Genomic DNA, 19,238 nt, shown 5'->3' with positions numbered 1-19,238 from the left:
GTAGAGGGGTTTGCGTGAGGCCATCCGCCAATTGGGCCGGTGTGTCGCACGATCTGGCTGATATTTCCAGCTTTTTTTGCGATCGATGCGATCACAGGACCGCCGCAGCCGTGAATTCAGTGCACCAAGGTGATCATCAGCGGGTCAATTTCGAACATGTATTCAATTTGTGGGGCTGGGGGGATTCCCCTGGGCGCTCTCGTGCTCGGTGTGCTTCCGCTGCCGGGATCGTGCCCGCTGCCAGCGTGCGAGCAACCCTTCGGGCACCTCGTCCGCAGTGAGCGCGAAGACGAGGTGATCACGCCAGGCTCCGTCGATGTGCAGAAAGCGCCGGCGGAGCCCCTCCTCACGGAATCCGAGTTTCTCCACGACCCGGCGGCTCGGCCGGTTCTCGGGGCGAATGCAGACCTCGATGCGGTGCAGCCCCACCGTGCGGAAACAGTGGTCCACCACGAGGGCGACGGCCGTCGGCGTCACCCCGCGCCCGGCCACCGCCTCGTCCACCCAGTAGCCGATGTGCGCCGAGCACATCGACCCCCAGGTGATGCCGGCGACCGTCAATTGCCCTACCAGCTGCCCCTGGTACTCGATGACGAACGGCAGCATCCGGCCCGCGCCGGCCTCGGAGCGCAGATGCCGGACCATCTGCCGGTAGGTCGGCCGATGCGTGATCGGCCCGCTCGGCGTAGGCGGCGGGATGGTCGCCTCCCAGGGGCGCAGCCAGTCCCGGTTGCGCCGGTTCACCTCGCGCCAGGCCCGTTGGTCGCGCAGCCGTATCGGCCGGAGGACGACATCGCCGTCCACCAGCACGACCGGCCAGGAAGGGCTGTTCAGCTCGCACCCCCGCTGCTGGGTCTGGGGTGGTCGCCGCCGCGGACCTGATCGACGGCGTGGATCAGCAGGGGCTCCAGTACGGCGAGGCCGTCCTTCACCCCGCCGGTGGAGCCTGGCAGGTTGACGATCAGGGTGCTCCCCGCGACCCCGGCCAGGCCCCGGGACAGCGCGGACGTCGGCACCTTCTCCCGCCCGAACGCCCGGATAGCCTCCGCGATGCCCGGCACCTCATGGTCGATCACCGCGCGGGTCGCCTCAGGCGTGCGGTCGGTGGGGGAGATCCCGGTACCACCGGTGGTGACGATGGCGTCGTAGCCAGCCTGTACACCCGCGCGCAGGGCCGCCTCCACGGGGTCCCCGTCCGGGACGACCCGGGGACCGTCGACGTGGAAACCGAAGCCCTTCAGGCGGTCGGCGACCAGCGGACCGCCCTTGTCCTCATAGACACCCGCAGCGGCCCTGTTGGAGGCGGTGACCACCAGTGCACGATAGGTCATGCCCGGCTCCAGTCACCCGACTTGCCGCCCGTCTTCTCCTCCACCCGTACGTCCGTGATGACCGCTCCCTTGTCGACGGCCTTGACCATGTCGATCACGGTGAGGGCGGCGACCGTCACCGCGGTGAGGGCCTCCATCTCGACGCCCGTACGGTCCGTCGTCTTCACGGTGGCCGAGATCTCCACAGCGTCGTCCGCGACCGACAGATCCAGTTTCACACCGGACAGCGACAGCGGGTGGCACAGCGGGATCAGGTCCGGGGTGCGCTTGGCCCCCATGATGCCCGCGATACGCGCAGTGGCCAGGGCGTCTCCCTTCGGGACCCCCTCACCACGCAACAACTCGACCACGCGGGGTGCGACCAGGACGCGGCCGCTGGCGCGGGCGGTGCGTGCGGTCACGTCCTTGCCGGACACATCCACCATGCGGGCGGCGCCCGCCTCGTCGATGTGCGTCAGTCCATCCTGCGTACTCATGGTGCGGCGCTCCCGGTCCGAGCCCGGCACCGTGCGGTGCACGGGCCTGTTGTGCGCGACACGGTACCGCCAAGCCGGCGCGCACCGCGGACCAGGACCCCCGCCCGCGGACGGGCGTGCGCGGGTACCTAGCCGAGCAGCACTACCTCCACCTCGGTGCCGGGCTCCACCACGTCCACGTCCTCGGGCACGACGATCAGGGCGTCGGCGTGGGCCAACGCCGCGACCAGGTGGGAGCCGGCCCCACCCACCGGGGTCACCTCTCCGTCCGTGTAGGTGCCACGCAGGAACTGGCGGCGCCCCTCGGGGGAGCGGAGCACCTGGTCCGCCCGCAGGACCGCCCGCGTGCGGGGTCGGTGGACGTCCTTGAGACCCATCAGGGCGCGGATGGCAGGGCGGGCGAACAGTTCGAAGGAAACGTACGACGACACCGGGTTGCCGGGCAGGGCCAGCAGGGGCGTGAAGTCGGGGCCGATGGTGCCGAAGCCCTGCGGCTTGCCGGGCTGCATGGCGAGCTTGCGGAACTCGACGCCGCCGCCCGCCTCGTCCGCGTCACCGGTGTAGGCGAGTGCCTCCTTGACGACGTCGTACGCGCCGACGCTCACTCCGCCGGTGGTCACGAGCAGGTCGGCGCGGATGAGCTGGTCCTCGATGGTGGAGCGGAGCGTCTCCGCGTCGTCGGCGACGGCACCCACCCGGTAGCCGATGGCGCCGGCGTCCCGCGCGGCCGCGGTGAGGGCGAAGCTGTTGGAGTCGTAGATCCGGCCGGTGGCCAGCTCCTCGCCGGGTTGGACGAGCTCGCTTCCGGTGGACATGACGACCACGCGCGGACGCGGACGGACACGCACCGTGCCGCGACCGATCGCCGCGAGGAGGGCGATCTGCGGCGGGCCGAGGATCGTGCCGGCTTCCAGGGCGCGATCGCCGGCCTTCACGTCGCTGCCCTCGGCACGCACATGCGCGCGCGCCTCGACGGGGTGGTACACCGACACCTGCCCCTCGGCGCCCTCGGGGGCCAGGCTGCGCGCCCGCATGCCGTTCGCCGGGCCGGCGCCGAGCCCGCCGTCGGTCCACTCGACGGGGACCACGGCCTCGGCGCCGGGCGGCAGCGGGGCGCCGGTCATGATGCGGGCGGCTTGGCCGGGACCAACCCGGACCGGTTCGGCCGCGCCCGCCGCGACGTCCCCGACGACCTCCAGGACAGCCGGGAACTCCTCACTGGCGCCCGCGACGTCCGTGACCCGCACCGCGTACCCGTCCATCGAGCTGTTGTCGAACGGCGGCAGGGAAACCGGTACGACGACGTCGTCGACCAGGACACAGCCCTGGGCGTCGAGCAGTTGCAGCTCGATGGGTTCGAGGGGACGAACGGTCGAGAGGATGTCCTCCAGGTGCTCGTCCACCGACCACAGGTGATCCGGGTCGGCGGGGCGGGTCGCGGCGCTGCTCAAGATCGCTACATCTCCTCGGCTACGTAGCTGCGAAGCCAGGTCCGGAAGTCCGGGCCCAGGTCTTCACGTTCGCACGCCAGTCTGACAATGGCACGCAGATAGTCGCCACGGTCCCCGGTGTCGTAGCGGCGCCCCTTGAAGACGACACCGTGCACCGGGCCGCCGACCTTCTCGTCCTGGGCGAGCTGCTGGAGGGCGTCGGTGAGCTGGATCTCTCCGCCGCGGCCCGGCTCGGTCTTGCGCAGTATGCCGAAGATGTGCGGATCGAGGACGTAGCGGCCGATGACCGCGTAGTTCGACGGGGCGTCCGCCGGGTCCGGCTTCTCGACCAGGCCGGTCACCTTCACGACGTCGCCTTCGACGGTGGGCTCCACGGCCGCGCAGCCGTAGAGGTGGACCTGCTCGGGCGCGACCTCCATGAGCGCGATCACACTGCCACCGTGCTGCTCCTGGACGTCGATCATGCGCCTGAGCAGCGGGTCCCGCGGATCGATCAGGTCGTCGCCCAGGAGTACGGCGAAGGGCTCCTGGCCGACGTGTGGGGCGGCGCACAGCACCGCGTGCCCGAGCCCCCTGGGGTCGCCCTGACGGACGTAGTGCATGGTGGCCAGGTCGCTGGACTGCCGCACCTTCGCGAGCCGTTCGCCGTCGCCCTTCTTCTCAAGGGCCGATTCCAGCTCGTAATTGCGGTCGAAGTGGTCTTCGAGGGGGCGTTTGTTGCGCCCGGTGATCATGAGTACGTCGTCGAGCCCCGCTGACACGGCCTCCTCGACCACGTACTGGATAGCCGGCTTGTCGACGACCGGAAGCATCTCCTTGGGAGTGGCTTTGGTGGCCGGCAGGAACCGGGTGCCGAGGCCCGCCGCGGGAATGACAGCCTTGCTGATCCTGGGGTGCGACTGAGTCATGCCCGCAACCCTATCCGGTGCCTTTGCTGGGAATCTGCGTTTCCAGCAGGTTGACCCTGATATGACCGCATTGAGACATGACCACATAAGAAGGGTGCGCGAACGACCAGTGGAACACGTCGGACACACGGGCGAGCCTGACAAACGAATGTTGCGGCGGGAGCTCCTCGTGGTGAGGAACAGATTGACGGAGGATGACGTCCGCGAGGCGGGCCGCACGCTGGCGGAGCGCTCCTTGGACCTACCCGAACTGGCGGACGCGCACACGGTGGCGGCGTACGTCTCCGTGGGTAGCGAGCCCGGCACCCGCCCGCTGTTGGAGGCGCTGCACGCCCGGGGCGTACGCGTCCTGCTTCCCGTGCTGCTGCCCGACAACGACCTGGACTGGGGCGAGTACGCCGGCCCGGGTTCCCTCGCCCGGGTCCAACACAGCGGCAAGATGGAACTGTTCGAGCCCTCCGGCGAGCATCTCGGCCCGGCCGCCGTGACCGGCGCGGACGCCGTGCTGCTACCCGGACTCGCGGTCGACGCACGCGGGATGCGCCTGGGGCGCGGCGGCGGCTCCTACGACCGAGTTCTGGCCCGCCTGGAACGGTCGGGCGCCCGACCCCGGCTCGTGGTGCTGCTGTACGACACGGAGGTCGTCGCTCGGGTTCCGGCCAAGGGGCACGACAAACCGGTGCACGCCGTGGTCACGCCCTCCGGCGTGCACCGGTTCCCGAGCACCTGAGCCGGCATCCGTCCACCGAAGAGAACGGCCCTTCCACGCGCGTGGAAGGGCCGTTCTCTTCGGTGTGCCTCGGCGCCTCAGCCCTCAGAGGCTCGCGCCTGCGGCTCGGCTACAGCTACGGCTTGAGGACGAGCGTGTCACTCGTGCTCCCGTCGACCGCCTTGGCCGAGAACGACCAGGGCAGCAGCTCCCCCTTGGCCCACCTGCCCGTCTGGTCCGTGTAGTGCGCGCTGAAGGCGTGCCCGGAAGCGCCGGTTAGGTTGATCCACTTGGACTTGTCGAGATCGGCGAGGTTCACGACCATCCGCATCGACGGCACCCAGATGATGTTGTAACCGCCGGCCGCGTTCCAGCCGGTCGCGTTGACCGCCGCCTCACCGCCGCTGAGCTTCCAGGGGCCGCGGTTGAGGACGTACTGCAGGGCCCCCGGGCCCTCGGTGCCGAGTGTCCGGTTCTTCAGGAACAGACGGTGCAGCCGGCCCCAGCTCCAGGTGTCGATGTCCTTGCCGAGCTTCGCCGTCAGCTCCCAGCGGGCGTCGATCATGGCCCGGGCGAAGAGCTGGTCGCGGTTGTGCGCGGCAGGGCGAGTACCCGACTTGGGGGTCTTCCACCAGTCGCTGTTCGGCTTGTCCATCAGGATGCGCACGACCTCGAACCAGCGGTCGCCACCGTCCGGCTGCGCCTGGTCGGCGTCCCGCTCCCCGCACTCGCGGACCTTGGTGTTGTCGTCCACCGGGCCGGTGCTGTCGATCTTGTCGACCCACAGGCACTGTCCCTTGACGCGCAGTTCCTTGGGCAGCTTGTTGCCGAAGGCGAGCTTGAGGATGTTGCGCCAGACGGCGTTGAAGTACGCGGCCGCTGCAGAGTCGGCGTCCTGGGTGTAGTCCCAGCCCTCCAGCAGCTTCTGCGCCTGGCGCACGTCCGGGTCGGACAGGTTGATCTTCAGCAACTTGGGCACCAGGAGCTTGGCCATCTCGTTGCTGTTGTCCAACTGCATCTGCCGCATGTCGTTGGTGGAGATCTTGCCGCCGTCCTTGATCTTGGACTCGATCAGGTCGGTGATGCGCTGGCTGCGGGCACCGTAGCCCCAGTCGGTGGTGAGGGTGTACGGGTACTTGTCCTTGTCGATCACGGCCTGGTTGGCGGTGACGATGTAACCGCGCTTGGGGTTGTACTCGTAGGGCAGCTCGTCCTGCTTGATGAAGCCGGTCCAGCGGTACTTCGCGTCCCAGCCCGGTGCCGGGACGGAGCCGTCGTCCGCGGAGGAGCGGGTGGGAATCCTGCCGGGCAGTGTGTAGCCGATGTTGTTGTCGGTGTCGGCGTAGATCAGGTTCTGTGAGGGCACGTCGAACAGGGCTGCCGCGGCACGGAAGTCGTTCCAGTCCGCCGCCCTGTCGATGGCGAAGACGGCGTCCATGGTGGTGCCCGGGTCGAGCGCGGTCCACCGCAGGGCGATGCCGTAGCCGTCACCGCGGTCGGGCGCTGCCGTGTCGACGGTGGCCTTCTTGCCGACCTGGACGAGTTCGTCGTCGCGGTCGGACAGCAGCGGCATGCCGTCCTGGGTCTGACGCACGACGATGGTCTTGGAGGCCCCGTCGGCGACCTTGATGGTCTCCTCACGGGTCTTGAACGGCCGGACCTTGCCGTTGTACAGGTAGCCGTTCGCACTCACCTTCTCCAGGTAGAGGTCGGTGACGTCGACTCCGGAGTTGGTCATTCCCCAGGCGATCTTCGCGTTATGACCGATGATCACACCGGGCATGCCGGCAAAGGTGTAGCCGGTGACGTCGTACTGGCACTTGCTGGAGACGGTCCGGCAGTGCAGGCCCATCTGGTACCAGACGGACGGCAGCGACGGCGACAGGTGGGGGTCGTTGGCGAGCAGGGGCTTGTGGGTGATCGTGTACTTCCCGGAGACGACCCAGGAGTTGGAGCCGATGCCGTGGCCGTTGACGCCGACGGCCGTCGGGACGTTGTCGAGAACCTTGTAGAGGCCCTCCAGCTGGCTCTGGAGCGCCGAACCGGTCGCACCCGAGGCAGGGGAACCCGCCGTACCGGTCGCGCCCGTGGTGCCCGCCGTGCCCGTGGTGCCCGCCGTACCGGTGGTGCTGGTGGTGCCAGTGGTGCCGCCCGTGCCCTGGGAGGTGCCTGCGATGCCCGGAGCACCCGTGGTGCCCGCCGTGCCGGTGGTACCGGTGGTGTCCTGAGAGGTGCCTGAGACGCCGCTCTGCCGGAACGTCTTGGTCAGCTCGCTGTACTGGCCTTCCTGCACGATTGGCTTGTTACGGCCGTAGGGGTACTCCGGGTAGAGGTCCTGGATCTGCTTCGGGCCGAGACGGCTGGTCATCAGGGCGCGGTCGATCTCGTCCTGCATGTTGCCGCGCAGGTCCCAGGCCATCGCCTTCAGCCAGGAGATGGAGTCGACCGGGGTCCACTTCTGCGGCTTGTAGTCGTTGGTGAGGCCCAGGGCGGCGTACTCCAGGGAGATCGACTTGCCGTCCTTGCCCTGCAGGTAGGCGTTGACCCCCTTGGCGTAGGCCTGGAGGTACTTCTTCGTGGAGGCCGACAGCTTGGTGTCGTATTCCTGCTTGGCGATCCGGTCCCAGCCGAGGGTGCGCAGGAACTCGTCGTTCTTGACCTGCCCCTTCCCGAACATCTCCGACAGGCGCCCGGAGGTCATGTGGCGGCGCACGTCCATCTGCCAGAACCGGTCCTGCGCCTGGACGTATCCCTGCGCCATGAACAGGTCCTCGTCGGAGGAGGCGTAGATCTGCGGGATGCCGTTGCCGTCCCGCTTGACGTCGACCGGCCCGGACAGGCCGTCGAGCGTGATCGACCCCGTGGTCTGCGGGAAGGACGCGCGAACGGTGCTGATCGACCAATACGCCCCGAAGGCGATGCCGCCTATGACGGCCAGGACCAGTACCAGCACGATCAGTCGGGCTTTGCGCCCCTTCTTCCTGCCGGACTTTGCGGGCTTGTCACCCGTTGTGGCGGTGGTGTTGGGGGGCATCGCTGTCCTTGCTGTCCTAACGCGAGCGGCAGGTCGGGCTGTGACTTTGAATGAGCGTTGGAGCAACCATAGGCGCAGGGCCCTGTCCCGCTTGACGCGGAGTCGGGAACCAGCACACACGGACGTTCGATCTTGCCCTGGGGAACGTCAAGAAAGCGTCAAGAGTTAGGTAAGGTAATGAAGTAACCGAAGAACTCAGGGAAGGTACCGCCGCTGACCGTTCACCACCTCAACCAGCTCCTGCTCGTCTGCTCCGTCGTCCTGTTGGTCGCTGTCGTGGCCGTCCGGATCTCCTCCCGCAGCGGGCTCCCCAGCCTGCTCGTGTACCTGGGGATCGGCGTCCTCATGGGCCAAGACGGGATCGGCGGCATCCACTTCAACAGCGCCGCGGTGACCCAGGTCATGGGATACGCGGCCCTGGTCGTGATCCTCGCCGAGGGCGGCCTCGGCACGAAGTGGAAGGAGATCCGACCGGTCTTGCCGTCCGCCTCGGTCCTGGCGACGGCCGGTGTCGCCGTCAGTGTCGGTGTCACCGCCGCCGCGGCGCACTACCTGGTCGGGCTGGAGTGGCGGCAGGCGCTCATCATCGGCGCGGTGGTGTCGTCCACGGACGCGGCGGCGGTCTTCTCCGTGCTGCGCAGAGTCCCCCTCCCCGCGCGCGTGACGGGGACGCTGGAGGCGGAGTCCGGCTTCAACGACGCCCCGGTGGTCATCCTGGTCGTCGCCTTCTCCACGGCCGGCCCGGTCGAGCACTGGTACGCCCTGCTGGGCAAGATAGCCCTGGAGCTGGCCGTCGGCGCTGCCATAGGGCTCGCGGTCGGTTGGCTGGGCTCCCTCGGGCTCAAGCGGGTAGCCCTGCCCGCCTCCGGCCTCTACCCGATCGCCGTGATGGCGATCGCCGTCGCGGCGTACGCCGCCGGTGCCCTGGCGCACGGCAGCGGCTTCCTGGCCGTCTACCTCGCCTCGATGACGCTCGGCAATGCCAAGCTCCCCCACTGGCCCGCCACCCGCGGCTTCGCCGAGGGGCTCGGCTGGATCGCCCAGATCGGCATGTTCGTCGTACTCGGCCTGCTGGTCACCCCGCACGAGCTGGGTGACGACATCTGGCCCGCACTCGTCATCGGACTGGCCCTCACCATGGTGGCCCGCCCGCTGAGCGTGGTGCTCAGCCTGGCGCCGTTCCGGGTGCCATGGCAGGAGCAGACGCTGATGTCGTGGGCGGGCCTGCGGGGCGCTGTGCCCATCATCCTGGCCACCATCCCGATGGTGAACGGCGTGGTCGGAAGCCGCCGCATCTTCAACATCGTCTTCGTGCTGGTCGTCGTCTACACCCTCATCCAGGGACCGACCTTGCCCTGGCTGGCGCGCAGACTGCGCCTGGGCGAGCAGGGTGAGGCCTCCGACCTCGGTATCGAGTCGGCACCCTTGGAGCGGCTGCGCGGACACCTGCTGTCCGTCTCGGTCCCCGAGGGCTCACGGATGCACGGTGTGGAGGTGAACGAGTTGCGGCTGCCGCCCGGCGCCGCCGTCACCCTCGTCGTCCGCGAAGGAAAATCGTTTGTTCCGCTGCCCACGACGGTGCTGCGGCGAGGCGACGAATTGCTGGTCGTCGCCACCGACCCGGTTCGCGACGCGACAGAACGCCGGCTGCGGGCGGTGGCCCACGGAGGAAAGCTGGCCAGTTGGTTGGGCACCGACGGGCCGAGCAGTTCGGGCTGACCGGACAGCCCGCGTTAAAGGGATGTTTCGTACCGTTCACACCCCCGGAAATCGCAGGTGACCAGGTTTATGGTGTCCGCTTTCACAGGTGTACGACGCCCTGGTCCCTGTACGATGAAGGCGCACCCTGATCGAACCAACTCTGCCTGACGCAGAGCTGGCGCGACCGTATGGCGGCCGGGTCGCTCCCCACCCGCAGTGGGCGCCGGCATCTACCGCAGTCCGCGCAAGAGGACAGCTCTCGGCGCCCGTGTTCCTCGACGGAACCCGCGCTACCAGGCGGCAGAAAGGCACGGGCCGTGGGATCCACGGTCACCACCGCACCGGAGAAGACCTCCCCGGCATCGTCCCACTCGGGATACGGGCAGTTGCTGCGCACCCGCGGCGCCTGGACGTTCCTGCTCCCTGGCTTCGCGGCCCGTCAGCCGTTCGCGATGCTCACGATCTCCATCGTGCTGCTCGTGCAGCACACCACCGGCTCGTACGGCGCCGCGGGCGCCACCGCGGCCGCCACCGGAGTCTCCATGGCGCTGTTCGCGCCCTATAGCGGTCGCCTCGCCGACCGCCACGGCCAGCGCGCCGTGCTGATCCCGGGTGTTCTGGTGCACACACTCGCCGGAGTGTCCCTGACGGCGCTCGCGCTGGCGCACGCGCCCCTGTGGGCGCTGTTCCTGGCGGCTGTCCCGACCGGCGCCTCAGTCCCGCAGGTCAGCCCGATGGTGCGGGCGCGCTGGGGTGTGAAGCTGTACGGCTCGCCCCTGATGACCACCGCGGCGGCATTCGAGTCGGTCACCGATGAGCTGACCTTCGTCTTCGGCCCGTTGCTGGCCACGGCTCTGTGCACGACGGTGACCCCGGCAGCGGGCCTGGTCACGGAAGCCGGGCTGACCTTGTTCGGCGGCCTGCTGTTCGCCGCGCAGAAGGGCACGCAGCCGCCGGTGGACTCCAGCAGCGGGGCTGCACGCGTGCAGCACGCCTCGGCTCTGCGCGTCCCCGGCGTGCGCGTACTGGTCGTGACTTTCCTCGGCATCGGCTCCGTCTTCGGGGGCATGCAGGTGGCGCTGGCGGCCTTCACCGAGTCCATCGGCGAGCCCGGCCTGAACGGCGTCCTGTACGGCGTCTTCGCCGCCGGCAACATGCTGTCCGGCATCGCCTGTGGCGCGATCGCCTGGAAGGTCGCACCGCAACGGCGCCTGGTCCTCGGTTACACGGCGCTCGCGCTGACCGCGTCCGCGCTGTGGACGGCGCACTCCGTACTGCTCCTCGCCGGGCTCGGTCTGCTGGTCGGCATGTGCATCGCCCCGGCGCTGATCACCGGCTACACGCTGGTCGAAGCCCTGGTCCCGGCCGCCGCCCGCACCGAGGCCTTCACCTGGCTGACCGGCGCGGTGGCACTGGGGCAGGCGACCGCGGTCACCGTCGCGGGCCAGCTGGAGGACCGCCTCTGGGACGGCGCGGGATTCCTGGTTCCCATGGGCGGCACCGTGCTCGCCCTGGTGACGCTGGTGTCGCTGCGTTCCCTGCTGGTCCCGCAGCAGCGCAACCGTATGGTTGCACGTGGCGTCGGTCACCGAGTGCCGGTCACGGTGGACTGATCCCCGGGAATACGTCACTATGGACCGTCGTTAGCACTCATTGAGTGAGAGTGCCAGGAGGAACACAGTGCCGACCTACCAGTACCAGTGCACCGAGTGCGGCGAGGGCCTTGAGGCGGTGCAGAAGTTCACCGACGACGCCCTGACCGAGTGCCCCGGCTGTAACGGCCGCCTGAAGAAGGTGTTCTCCGCGGTCGGCATTGTCTTCAAGGGCTCCGGCTTCTACCGCAACGACTCACGCGGCTCCACGTCGAGCAGCAGCCCGGCGTCGAAGTCGGGTTCGTCGTCGTCCGAGTCGAAGACGCCCTCGTCGACGGCTTCCTCGTCGACGACCTCGTCGTCTGCGGCTTCCTCGTCGACGGCCTCCTCGTCGAGCTCCACGAGCAGCTCCGCAGCCTGAGACCTCCCGCCCCGGGCTCTGCCGTCGGACGACGGCAGAGCCGTCGGCGTGCTCCCCGGACCAACCCCTGGCGGGTCCCGTGTGAGCAGACCCCGGCGTCCGTCCCCACAGGTTTCGGACCAACTCCCCGCAGGTCCGGCGGGCAGCTAGGGTGCAGGCCATGGCGAACGCAGAGATCGGCGTAATCGGTGGCTCGGGCTTCTACTCGTTCCTCAACGACGTGACCGAGGTCGAGGTGGACACCCCCTACGGGCCGCCCAGCGACTCCCTCTTCCTCGGCGAGATCGCCGGCCGACGGGTCGCCTTCCTGCCCCGGCACGGTCGCGGCCACCACCTGCCGCCGCACCGCATCAACTACCGCGCCAACCTGTGGGCGCTGCGCTCGCTGGGCGTCCGGCAGGTCCTCGGCCCGTGCGCGGTGGGCGGGCTGCGCCCGGAATACGGCCCGGGCACGTTGCTGATTCCGGACCAGCTGGTGGACCGCACGAAGTCCAGGGCACAGACCTACTTCGACGGACTGCCGCTGCCCGACGGCACGGTTCCGAACGTGGTGCACGTATCCCTGGCCGACCCCTACTGCCCCGCCGGCCGGGCCGCCGCGCTGAAGGCGGCGCGCGGACGGGACTGGGAGCCGGTGGACGGCGGCACGCTGGTCGTGGTCGAGGGGCCGCGCTTCTCCACCCGTGCCGAATCCCTGTGGCACCAGGCGCAGGGCTGGTCGGTCGTGGGCATGACCGGCCACCCCGAAGCGGCGCTCGCCCGGGAACTCGAGTTGTGCTACACGTCGCTGACGCTCGTCACCGACCTCGACGCGGGCGCCGAGACCGGTGAGGGCGTGTCGCACGAAGAGGTGCTACGCGTCTTCGCGGCCAATGTGGACCGGCTGCGTGGCGTGCTGTTCGGCGCGGTAGCAGCACTGCCGGAGACCAGGTCACGGGAGTGCCTGTGCAGGGCTGGACTCGGCGGAATGGATCCGGGCTTCGAGATGCCGTAGCAGGGTCGAGGACGGTGACTGGGCCAAGGGCCGGGGGGGCAACGGACTAGCGGGCTAGCGCTGGGAGGTGGGGCTCGATGGGGCTCCAGGGACTGGGGACACCCAAGCGAGAGGGGCTGGGACACCCCAGCAAGCGGAATTTCCCGTTCGAGTAGGCGCGTTGTCCACAATCCATCCGTGATCCACCAGCTGCGGCGGTAATCGGCGCAAGGCGTCATCGTGGCATCGCCAGCCGAATTCCTCGTCGCAAGCGGTGATCGTCATGCTTTCGCCCTCATCGTCCCGGCCTCCCCTTCTCCTCTCTGCCCCATCCGCTCACGCCCCTTCCCCACCTCCCCTCCACGTCCCGCGCCCGCTGGGCACGGACGCACCCGCGACCTGCGAGGTCCCACCGTTCGCTCCGGTACGTGTGCGCGGCAGGCGGTATCAATGGCAACAGCTCGTGGGCCACCGCAGGCGGGTCGTAGCGGCCGGCCTGGCAGTGACGGCCGCCTTGCTCGTGGCTGCAGGGCCACAGGCCACGACGACGCCACACCACCCAAAGCCGAACCGCGGACACCCGGTCGCCAAACCCGCACGACAGCGGGCGGCGACGGACGTGGTGGCTGCACCCGTACGAATCGCCGATGCCGCCACCGTCCGGCTCCTACGGGCCGGTGACCGCGTCGACGTGATCGCGGCGACGGACCCATCGGCCGGCCACGCCCCTCTCGTACTCGCGCGGGATGTGCGAGTGACCAAGGTGCCGGAGCCGCAGGGAGACACGGTCGAATCCGGGGCTCTGGTCGTACTGTCTGCGCCGCGCACCACGGCTGCACGGCTGGTCGGTGCTAGCGCCACAACACCACTGGCGGTGACGCTGTGCTGAACGGACTCGCACTGTTTCTCGGAGGCTTGCTGTCAAGTCGCTCGATCGAGCTACGGAATTGGACACGACGGCCGCACTGTGACGTAGGTTGCGGAGCGTTTCATTCCACAGCCTGTGCATGCGAGGAGAGTCCCCGAGGTGAGCACGAAGAAGGAACCGAACGTCTGGCAGGGCTTCAAGGCCTTCCTGATGCGTGGCAACGTCGTCGATCTGGCAATCGCGGTGGTGATCGGCGCGGCCTTCACCAACATCGTCAGCTCGCTGGTCAAGGGAGTCATCAACCCGCTGGTCGGGGCGATCGGCACACAGAACCTGGACCACTACAGCTTCTGCCTGAAGGGCCCGTGCGCGGTGGGCGCGGACGGCACGGTCAAGAGCGGTGTGGCGATCCTGTGGGGCTCCGTCCTCGGTTCGACCCTCACTTTCGTCTTCACCGCGGCGGTGGTGTACTTCCTGATGGTCCTGCCGATGTCGAAGTACCTGGCCCGGCAGGCGGCCCGCAAGGCGGACCAGGAGGACACGAAGGAGGTCATCGAGGTGACCGAGGTGACCGAGCTGGAGGTACTCAAGGAGATCCGCGACACACTGGTCACACAGCGTGGACCGGAGTATGCCGAGCGCTGACGGCGCTCCCGCGGGCGACTCAGAGGTGGTGGGGCGGCTTCTCGTCGAGGAAACGCTTCAGGTCGGCGACACCGTCACCGTCCGCGCGCTCGCCCCACCCACGATCGGTGTCATCCGAGGACTGTTGGTCCAACGGATCGTCGAAGACCAGGATCGGCTTCGGGGCTCGCGACTCGGGTTCGGGGCCAGTACTCATGCCACAAGGGTACGGTCCCGCACCCGACGGGCCCGACTCTCGTGAGCCTGGGCCAAGCAAGGGGCCTCCACGCCGGAAATTCCACCCGGCACGGCACCCGACACGGCACCCGACGTTGGGCCCGAGGCATTACCGGGGCAGCACCCACTCAGCCGCTTGTGAATGTGTACACACGATGTTGGGGCCGGTTTTCTGTTGTTCTGGGAGCTATGACGTCAAGTTCCGTTCCGATGCCCGCCCCCGCGGGCGCGCCACAGCCTGCTGGCCCCTTGCGGCGGCTCACCGCACGCGGGCGCGACGAGTCGCACCGCGTCGCCTCCCCGCTAGAGCTCTTCTTCGACCTGTGCTTCGTGGTGGCCGTCGCGCAGGCGGGCGCACAACTGGTACACGCTGTCACCCAAGGGCACGCGGGCAACGGAATCCTCAACTACGCGATGCTGTTCTTCGCGATCTGGTGGGCCTGGATGAACTTCACCTGGTTCGCCTCGGCGTACGACAACGACGACGCGCTCTACCGGGTGGTCACCCTCGTGCAGATCGCCGGAGTCCTGCTCCTGGCCGCCGGCATCTCCCAGGCCTTCCAGCAGCACGACTACCTGGTGGTCTGGCTCGGCTATCTGATCATGCGGCTGGCGATGGCCGCACAGTGGCTGAGAGCCGCGAATTCGGCCGTGGGTGCGGAAAGGACCATGGCGCTCAGGTACGCCTTCGGTGTACTGCTGTGCCAGGTCGGCTGGCTGGGACTGGTACTGCTGCCCGAGCCGACACACCCCTGGGTGTTCCTGGTGATGGCGGTCGCAGAACTGTGCGTACCGGTGTACGCGGAGAAGGCCTGCCAGACCGCTTGGCATCCGCACCACATCGCCGAGCGGTACGGCCTGTTCACCATCATCGTGCTCGGGGAGACGATCGCCGCGTCCACGGTCGCCGTGAAGTCTGCCGTGGACGAGCACGGCGCGCTGGGCGAGCTGCTGCCCATCGCGGCGGGCGGTTTGTTGATCGTGTTCTCCGCCTGGTGGATCTATTTCGGCGTCCCCATCCACGGCCATCTGCGCTCCAACGGGCAGGCGTTCCTGTGGGGTTACGGCCATTACCTGATCTTCTCCTCCGCCGCGGCGATCGGCGCCGGCCTGGAAGTGGCGGTGGAACAAGCGGTCGGCACGACAGACGTCTCCATGCTGTCCGCCTCGGCAGCCGTGACCCTGCCCACGGCGCTGTATCTGCTGGCCGTCTGGGCACTGCACTCACGGCACTTCAAGATCGGCATCACCCAGCAGCTGACGCTGCCGGTCACGGCTCTCCTGGTGATCAGTTGCACCTTCCTGGGTGACTGGGCGGTACTCGTGGCGGGATTGGTGTGCTCGACCGCGGTGGCGACGGGCGTGACGCTGACGGCACACCTGGTCGGCCGACGGCGTGAGGCGAGCGCAGCCCTGCCGACCGACTGAGCCCTCGGACACCTTCGGGTCCCGGTACGGCGTCCCGGTACGGGACAGACTGCCCCCATGACAGTTGATGCATTGACGGACGTTGCGGGGATCCGGGTGGGGCACGCCACACGCAACACGGACGGCTGGCTCACCGGCACCACGGTCGTGCTCGCCCCCGAAAGCGGGGCCGTCGCCGCCGTGGACGTGCGCGGTGGTGGCCCCGGCACCAAGGAGACCGACGCGCTCGACCCGCGCAACCTGGTGCAGAGGATCGACGCAGTCGTACTGACCGGAGGCAGCGCGTACGGACTCGACACAGCGTCCGGCGTGCTCGCCTGGCTTGAGGAACAACGGCGCGGCGTACAAGTGGGGGCGGACCCAGCACATGTGGTGCCGGTGGTACCCGCAGCGTGCGTCTTCGACCTGGGGCGCGGAGGGAACTTCCGCGCACGCCCGGATGCCCGGACGGGGCGCGCCGCGGTGGAGGCCGCGGCAACCGCTGCGCTGGGCGCCCGTGTGCCGGAGGGGTGCGTCGGCGCAGGCACAGGTGCGGTGGCGGGGCAGCTCAAGGGCGGAGTGGGCACTGCGAGCGCGGTGCTCGACTCGGGGATCACCGTGGCCGCGTTGGTCGTGGCCAATGCGGCCGGGTCGGTGGTGGACCCGCAAACGGGCGTGCTGTACGGGGAGCTGTTCCAAGGGCGGGCCGAATATCCTGAGGGGCGCGTGCACGAAGCGGCACTCCGGCGTCTGGACGAGATCGCCGCTGGCCATGCACCGCCGTCACTCAACACGACGCTGGCGGTGGTCGCGACCGACGCGGATCTCTCCAAGGCACAGGCGCAGAAGCTGGCGGGCACCGCGCACGACGGAATCGCGCGCGCCGTACGTCCGGTGCACCTCCTGCACGACGGGGACACGGTGTTCGCGCTAGCGACCGGAGCCCGCCCGCTCGGCACGCACCTCTTGGCGCTCAACGACATTCTCACCGCCGGCGCGGATCTCGTGACGCGCGCAATCGTACGGGCCGTGCGCGCCGCCGAGCCGGTCGAAGGGCCTGGAGGAGTGTGGCCGTCCTACCAGGAGTTGTACGGAAAGAGGTGAGGGCGGGACAGGTGTGGGAGGGAGTGGGGCGGGGTGGGAGGGAGTGGGGCGAGGTCCCAGTGACGTCGCATTGTCGCGGTTCTGTCACGCGATGGCGTTCGCCGACGCTTGAGGGAACCCAGCCGGGTTCCGATGCCCTCCTTCTTCACACCTGGAACGGATCACGCACATCGCACGAACCTGGAGCAGCCCGTGACAACGCCGGACATTGCAGCGCGGCGCGCACTGGGGGCCTGTGCCGCCCTGATGGTCGGTGCCCTCGCCCTGACCGCTTGCGGTGGCAGCGCCAACGCCACCGGCGACGACAACAAGGGCAGCAAGGGCTCCCCCAAGACGTCGACCGCGAAGGTCGTGATCTCGGCCAAGGACGGCTCGATGGACGCATCCATCAACGCGACCGGGGTGAAGGTCAGCAGCGGGAGGCTGACCGACGTGAAGATGACCGCGGCGGAGTCGGGACAGGTCGTGCAGGGGGCGATATCCGCCGACGGCAGCAGTTGGAAACCGAAGCATCAACTGGAGCGGGGGACGAAGTACGAGATAAGCGCGACGGCGAGGGACGCCCAAGGGCGTGCCTCGGCGGCCAACTCCATCTTCACCACGGTCTCCTCGGCGAGGAGTTTCATCGGTACCTATACACCGGACAACGGCACGACCGTCGGGGTGGGCATGCCCGTGTCGTTCATCTTCGACAAGTCGATCACCGACAAGAAGGCCGTGCAATCGCACATCACGGTCGACTCCAACAGCGGTCAGCAGGTGGTCGGGCACTGGTTCGGTGATCGGCGGCTGGACTTCCGACCGCCGGAGTACTGGAAGACCGGATCCAAGATCACTGTGGAGATCGACTTGGACGGCGTCCAGGGCGCCAAGGGCGTGTACGGGGTCCAGAAGAAGACCGTCTCCCTCACCATCGGGCGGTCGCAGATCTCCACGGTCGACGCCGGCACACAGATGATGACGGTGGTGCGGGACAGCAAGACGATCAAGTCTGTGCCGATCTCCGCGGGCAGCCCGCAGCACGCCACGTACAACGGACAGATGGTGATCTCCGAGAAGTCCGTGCAGACCCGCATGAACGGGTCGACGGTCGGCTTCGGCGGGGAGTACGACATCCCGGACGTGCCGCACGCGATGCAACTGACGTCATCGGGGACGTTCATCCACGGAAACTACTGGTACAACAAGGGCAACCCGCCCTTCGGTCGGCAGGGAACCAGCCATGGCTGCATCGGACTCGCTGACGTACAGGGCGCGCAGGGTGCCACATCGGCCAAGTGGTTCTTCGACAACTCGCTCGTCGGGGACGTCGTGATCGTGAAGAATTCCCACGACACCACGGTGGCGCCGGACAACGGTCTCAACGGCTGGAACATGTCCTGGAGCGCCTGGACCGCCGGAAGCGCGATCTGAGCTGCGGCTTTTGGCGGCACGTCAGGCCGCGCGGGAACTCTCCGCGCGGCCCGCACGTTTTCCCAGCGCACGTTTTCTCGGTTCCCGGACATGATGTCCGACCAAAGGGCTACGGTATGCACCCACAAGGTGACATGCAGCAACGCCGGGAGATGTCTTGAGCCTTCCGTACGAGACGGCAGCGTACGAATCAGCCGAGTCGCCCGAGTCTCCGGAGGAGCACCTCGGGCGACTCCTCGGCCGTGCCCTGAACTCCTTCGAGCTGCCCGATGAGGTGATACGGAGCCTCGACTGTGCGCTGGCGCACAACAGTTCCCTGCACTCCGCGCACCACAGCGCGGGACTGCGCCGGGAGACCCACCGGCACACCTGGCTGCTCGCCGACGGCTCCGCGGTCACGTTGTGGGAGCTGGTTCGCAACCCCACTCCGGGTGGCGCCCCGGAACACGAGGTGTACGTGGACGAGGAAGAACTGCAAGCCGCCACGGCGCGACTCGGACTGCCACCGGACACACCCGACTTCGAACTCCCCACGCTGATACGACTGTGGGCGATTCCCGAACCCCGCCACGTATTCGCCTCCGACAACTCGGCGGATCACGCGCGCCGCCTGCTGCGCCGGGCGGAGAACCCCGACCGGCCGGACGTGGAGGCGGCGGCGTTACTTGCGACCGCGGTCGCGCACGAGATCACACAGGCGTTCGGGCGGCCGGGGCGAGCCGGGCGGACCGGGCTGAACTACGCGTTGTACGAGCACGCGTTCCTGCTGCCGGACGGCAGCGAGGTCTCGCTGTGGGAGGTCGAGCACACGGCGACTCCCGACGGGCGGCACATGTGCGAGGTGTACATATCTGAGGATGCGGCCCGGGATGCCATGGAGCGGCGCGCGGCACGGCAGGGACAGCAGCAGGCGTAGCAAGCGGGGATGGCAGCCGGGACGGGGCGGGGCAACCGGTCAGCAACGGGCGGAGAGCTGGAGGAAAGACGGG

General features: G+C 68.6%; 18 protein-coding genes. 11 read left to right on the top strand and 7 right to left on the bottom strand.

Annotated elements, in window-relative coordinates; genetic code table 11:
* Positions 1–162: 162 nt before the first annotated feature.
* The 5 genes from LK06_RS19390 to galU all read right to left on the bottom strand — a co-directional run bounded on the left by LK06_RS19390 (position 163) and on the right by galU (position 4,166).
* Complete coding sequence (locus tag LK06_RS19390) at positions 163–810, bottom strand: GNAT family N-acetyltransferase (protein ID WP_174673900.1); 648 nt, start codon at positions 808–810, stop codon at positions 163–165.
* Positions 811–830: 20 nt separating this feature from the next.
* The gene (locus LK06_RS19385; RefSeq protein ID WP_039652628.1) at positions 831–1,331 is read right to left on the bottom strand and encodes a MogA/MoaB family molybdenum cofactor biosynthesis protein; all 501 of its coding nucleotides are present in this window, start codon (positions 1,329–1,331) and stop codon (positions 831–833) included.
* Positions 1,328–1,807 (bottom strand): cyclic pyranopterin monophosphate synthase MoaC, encoded by a 480-nt coding sequence (gene moaC, locus LK06_RS19380; protein ID WP_039653164.1) that lies wholly within the window; start codon positions 1,805–1,807, stop codon positions 1,328–1,330. The genes LK06_RS19385 and moaC overlap by 4 nt, the downstream gene beginning before the upstream one ends.
* 128 nt (positions 1,808–1,935) lie before the next feature.
* The gene (glp, locus tag LK06_RS19375; RefSeq protein WP_039652627.1) at positions 1,936–3,258 is read right to left on the bottom strand and encodes a molybdotransferase-like divisome protein Glp; all 1,323 of its coding nucleotides are present in this window, start codon (positions 3,256–3,258) and stop codon (positions 1,936–1,938) included.
* A 5-nt stretch (positions 3,259–3,263) separates the two neighbouring features.
* Positions 3,264–4,166, bottom strand: coding sequence for a UTP--glucose-1-phosphate uridylyltransferase GalU (gene galU, locus LK06_RS19370; RefSeq protein WP_086083406.1), 903 nt, complete (start codon positions 4,164–4,166; stop codon positions 3,264–3,266).
* 148 nt (positions 4,167–4,314) lie between these two features.
* Here galU and LK06_RS19365 point away from each other — a divergent pair, with 148 nt between their 5' ends.
* Positions 4,315–4,896, top strand: coding sequence for a 5-formyltetrahydrofolate cyclo-ligase (locus tag LK06_RS19365; RefSeq protein ID WP_052269923.1), 582 nt, complete (start codon positions 4,315–4,317; stop codon positions 4,894–4,896).
* Between the two features lie 115 nt (positions 4,897–5,011).
* Here LK06_RS19365 and LK06_RS19360 read toward each other — a convergent pair whose 3' ends face one another.
* On the bottom strand, positions 5,012–7,909 hold the full coding sequence (locus tag LK06_RS19360) for a penicillin acylase family protein (protein WP_043435786.1): 2,898 nt from the start codon (positions 7,907–7,909) through the stop codon (positions 5,012–5,014).
* A gap of 213 nt (positions 7,910–8,122) precedes the next feature.
* On the opposite strand from LK06_RS19360, the gene LK06_RS19355 reads away from it, so the two are divergent.
* The 6 genes from LK06_RS19355 to mscL all read left to right on the top strand — a co-directional run bounded on the left by LK06_RS19355 (position 8,123) and on the right by mscL (position 14,109).
* Positions 8,123–9,628, top strand: a complete 1,506-nt coding sequence (locus tag LK06_RS19355) for a potassium/proton antiporter (RefSeq protein WP_078859125.1) — start codon at positions 8,123–8,125, stop codon at positions 9,626–9,628.
* Between the two features lie 299 nt (positions 9,629–9,927).
* A complete protein-coding gene (locus LK06_RS19350) occupies positions 9,928–11,223 on the top strand; it encodes an MFS transporter (protein ID WP_039652621.1) in 1,296 nt (431 codons plus the stop codon).
* 67 nt (positions 11,224–11,290) lie between these two features.
* Positions 11,291–11,623 (top strand): FmdB family zinc ribbon protein, encoded by a 333-nt coding sequence (locus tag LK06_RS19345; RefSeq protein ID WP_071659147.1) that lies wholly within the window; start codon positions 11,291–11,293, stop codon positions 11,621–11,623.
* Positions 11,624–11,783: 160 nt separating this feature from the next.
* On the top strand, positions 11,784–12,617 hold the full coding sequence (locus tag LK06_RS19340; RefSeq protein ID WP_039652619.1) for an S-methyl-5'-thioadenosine phosphorylase: 834 nt from the start codon (positions 11,784–11,786) through the stop codon (positions 12,615–12,617).
* A gap of 601 nt (positions 12,618–13,218) precedes the next feature.
* Positions 13,219–13,485: a hypothetical protein gene (locus LK06_RS35065; protein WP_324609095.1), complete on the top strand. Its 267-nt coding sequence runs from the start codon at positions 13,219–13,221 to the stop codon at positions 13,483–13,485.
* A 138-nt stretch (positions 13,486–13,623) separates the two neighbouring features.
* A complete protein-coding gene (mscL, locus tag LK06_RS19330; protein WP_039652617.1) occupies positions 13,624–14,109 on the top strand; it encodes a large conductance mechanosensitive channel protein MscL in 486 nt (161 codons plus the stop codon).
* Between the two features lie 19 nt (positions 14,110–14,128).
* Here the strand turns inward: mscL and LK06_RS19325 are convergent, their stop codons facing one another.
* Positions 14,129–14,305: a hypothetical protein gene (locus LK06_RS19325; RefSeq protein WP_086083402.1), complete on the bottom strand. Its 177-nt coding sequence runs from the start codon at positions 14,303–14,305 to the stop codon at positions 14,129–14,131.
* A 209-nt stretch (positions 14,306–14,514) separates the two neighbouring features.
* Between LK06_RS19325 and LK06_RS19320 the strand changes: the two genes are divergently transcribed.
* The 4 genes from LK06_RS19320 (at position 14,515) to LK06_RS19305 (ending at position 19,165) form a co-directional block, all read left to right on the top strand.
* Positions 14,515–15,753, top strand: coding sequence for a low temperature requirement protein A (locus LK06_RS19320; RefSeq protein WP_039652616.1), 1,239 nt, complete (start codon positions 14,515–14,517; stop codon positions 15,751–15,753).
* A gap of 57 nt (positions 15,754–15,810) precedes the next feature.
* Complete coding sequence (locus tag LK06_RS19315; RefSeq protein WP_174673899.1) at positions 15,811–16,836, top strand: P1 family peptidase; 1,026 nt, start codon at positions 15,811–15,813, stop codon at positions 16,834–16,836.
* A gap of 192 nt (positions 16,837–17,028) precedes the next feature.
* Positions 17,029–18,249: a L,D-transpeptidase gene (locus tag LK06_RS19310; RefSeq protein WP_086083712.1), complete on the top strand. Its 1,221-nt coding sequence runs from the start codon at positions 17,029–17,031 to the stop codon at positions 18,247–18,249.
* A gap of 157 nt (positions 18,250–18,406) precedes the next feature.
* Positions 18,407–19,165 (top strand): DUF6227 family protein, encoded by a 759-nt coding sequence (locus LK06_RS19305; RefSeq protein WP_039652614.1) that lies wholly within the window; start codon positions 18,407–18,409, stop codon positions 19,163–19,165.
* Positions 19,166–19,238 lie beyond the last annotated feature (73 nt).

Source organism: Streptomyces pluripotens, assembly GCF_000802245.2.
GTDB lineage: Bacteria > Actinomycetota > Actinomycetes > Streptomycetales > Streptomycetaceae > Streptomyces > Streptomyces pluripotens.
The sequence above is the reverse complement of the archived record's forward strand: the minus strand, read 5'-3'. Positions and strand labels throughout refer to the sequence as shown.

Excerpts from the sequence above, each read along its gene's own strand:
- LK06_RS19385 (WP_039652628.1), bottom strand. The coding sequence starts at position 1,331 with ATGACCTATCGTGCACTGGTGGTCACCGCCTCCAACAGGGCCGCTGCG.
- moaC (WP_039653164.1), bottom strand. The coding sequence starts at position 1,807 with ATGAGTACGCAGGATGGACTGACGCACATCGACGAGGCGGGCGCCGCC.
- galU (WP_086083406.1), bottom strand. The coding sequence starts at position 4,166 with ATGACTCAGTCGCACCCCAGGATCAGCAAGGCTGTCATTCCCGCGGCG.
- LK06_RS19365 (WP_052269923.1), top strand. The coding sequence starts at position 4,315 with ATGTTGCGGCGGGAGCTCCTCGTGGTGAGGAACAGATTGACGGAGGAT.
- LK06_RS19360 (WP_043435786.1), bottom strand. The coding sequence starts at position 7,909 with ATGCCCCCCAACACCACCGCCACAACGGGTGACAAGCCCGCAAAGTCC.
- LK06_RS19340 (WP_039652619.1), top strand. The coding sequence starts at position 11,784 with ATGGCGAACGCAGAGATCGGCGTAATCGGTGGCTCGGGCTTCTACTCG.
- LK06_RS19325 (WP_086083402.1), bottom strand. The coding sequence starts at position 14,305 with ATGAGTACTGGCCCCGAACCCGAGTCGCGAGCCCCGAAGCCGATCCTG.
- LK06_RS19320 (WP_039652616.1), top strand. The coding sequence starts at position 14,515 with ATGACGTCAAGTTCCGTTCCGATGCCCGCCCCCGCGGGCGCGCCACAG.
- LK06_RS19315 (WP_174673899.1), top strand. The coding sequence starts at position 15,811 with ATGACAGTTGATGCATTGACGGACGTTGCGGGGATCCGGGTGGGGCAC.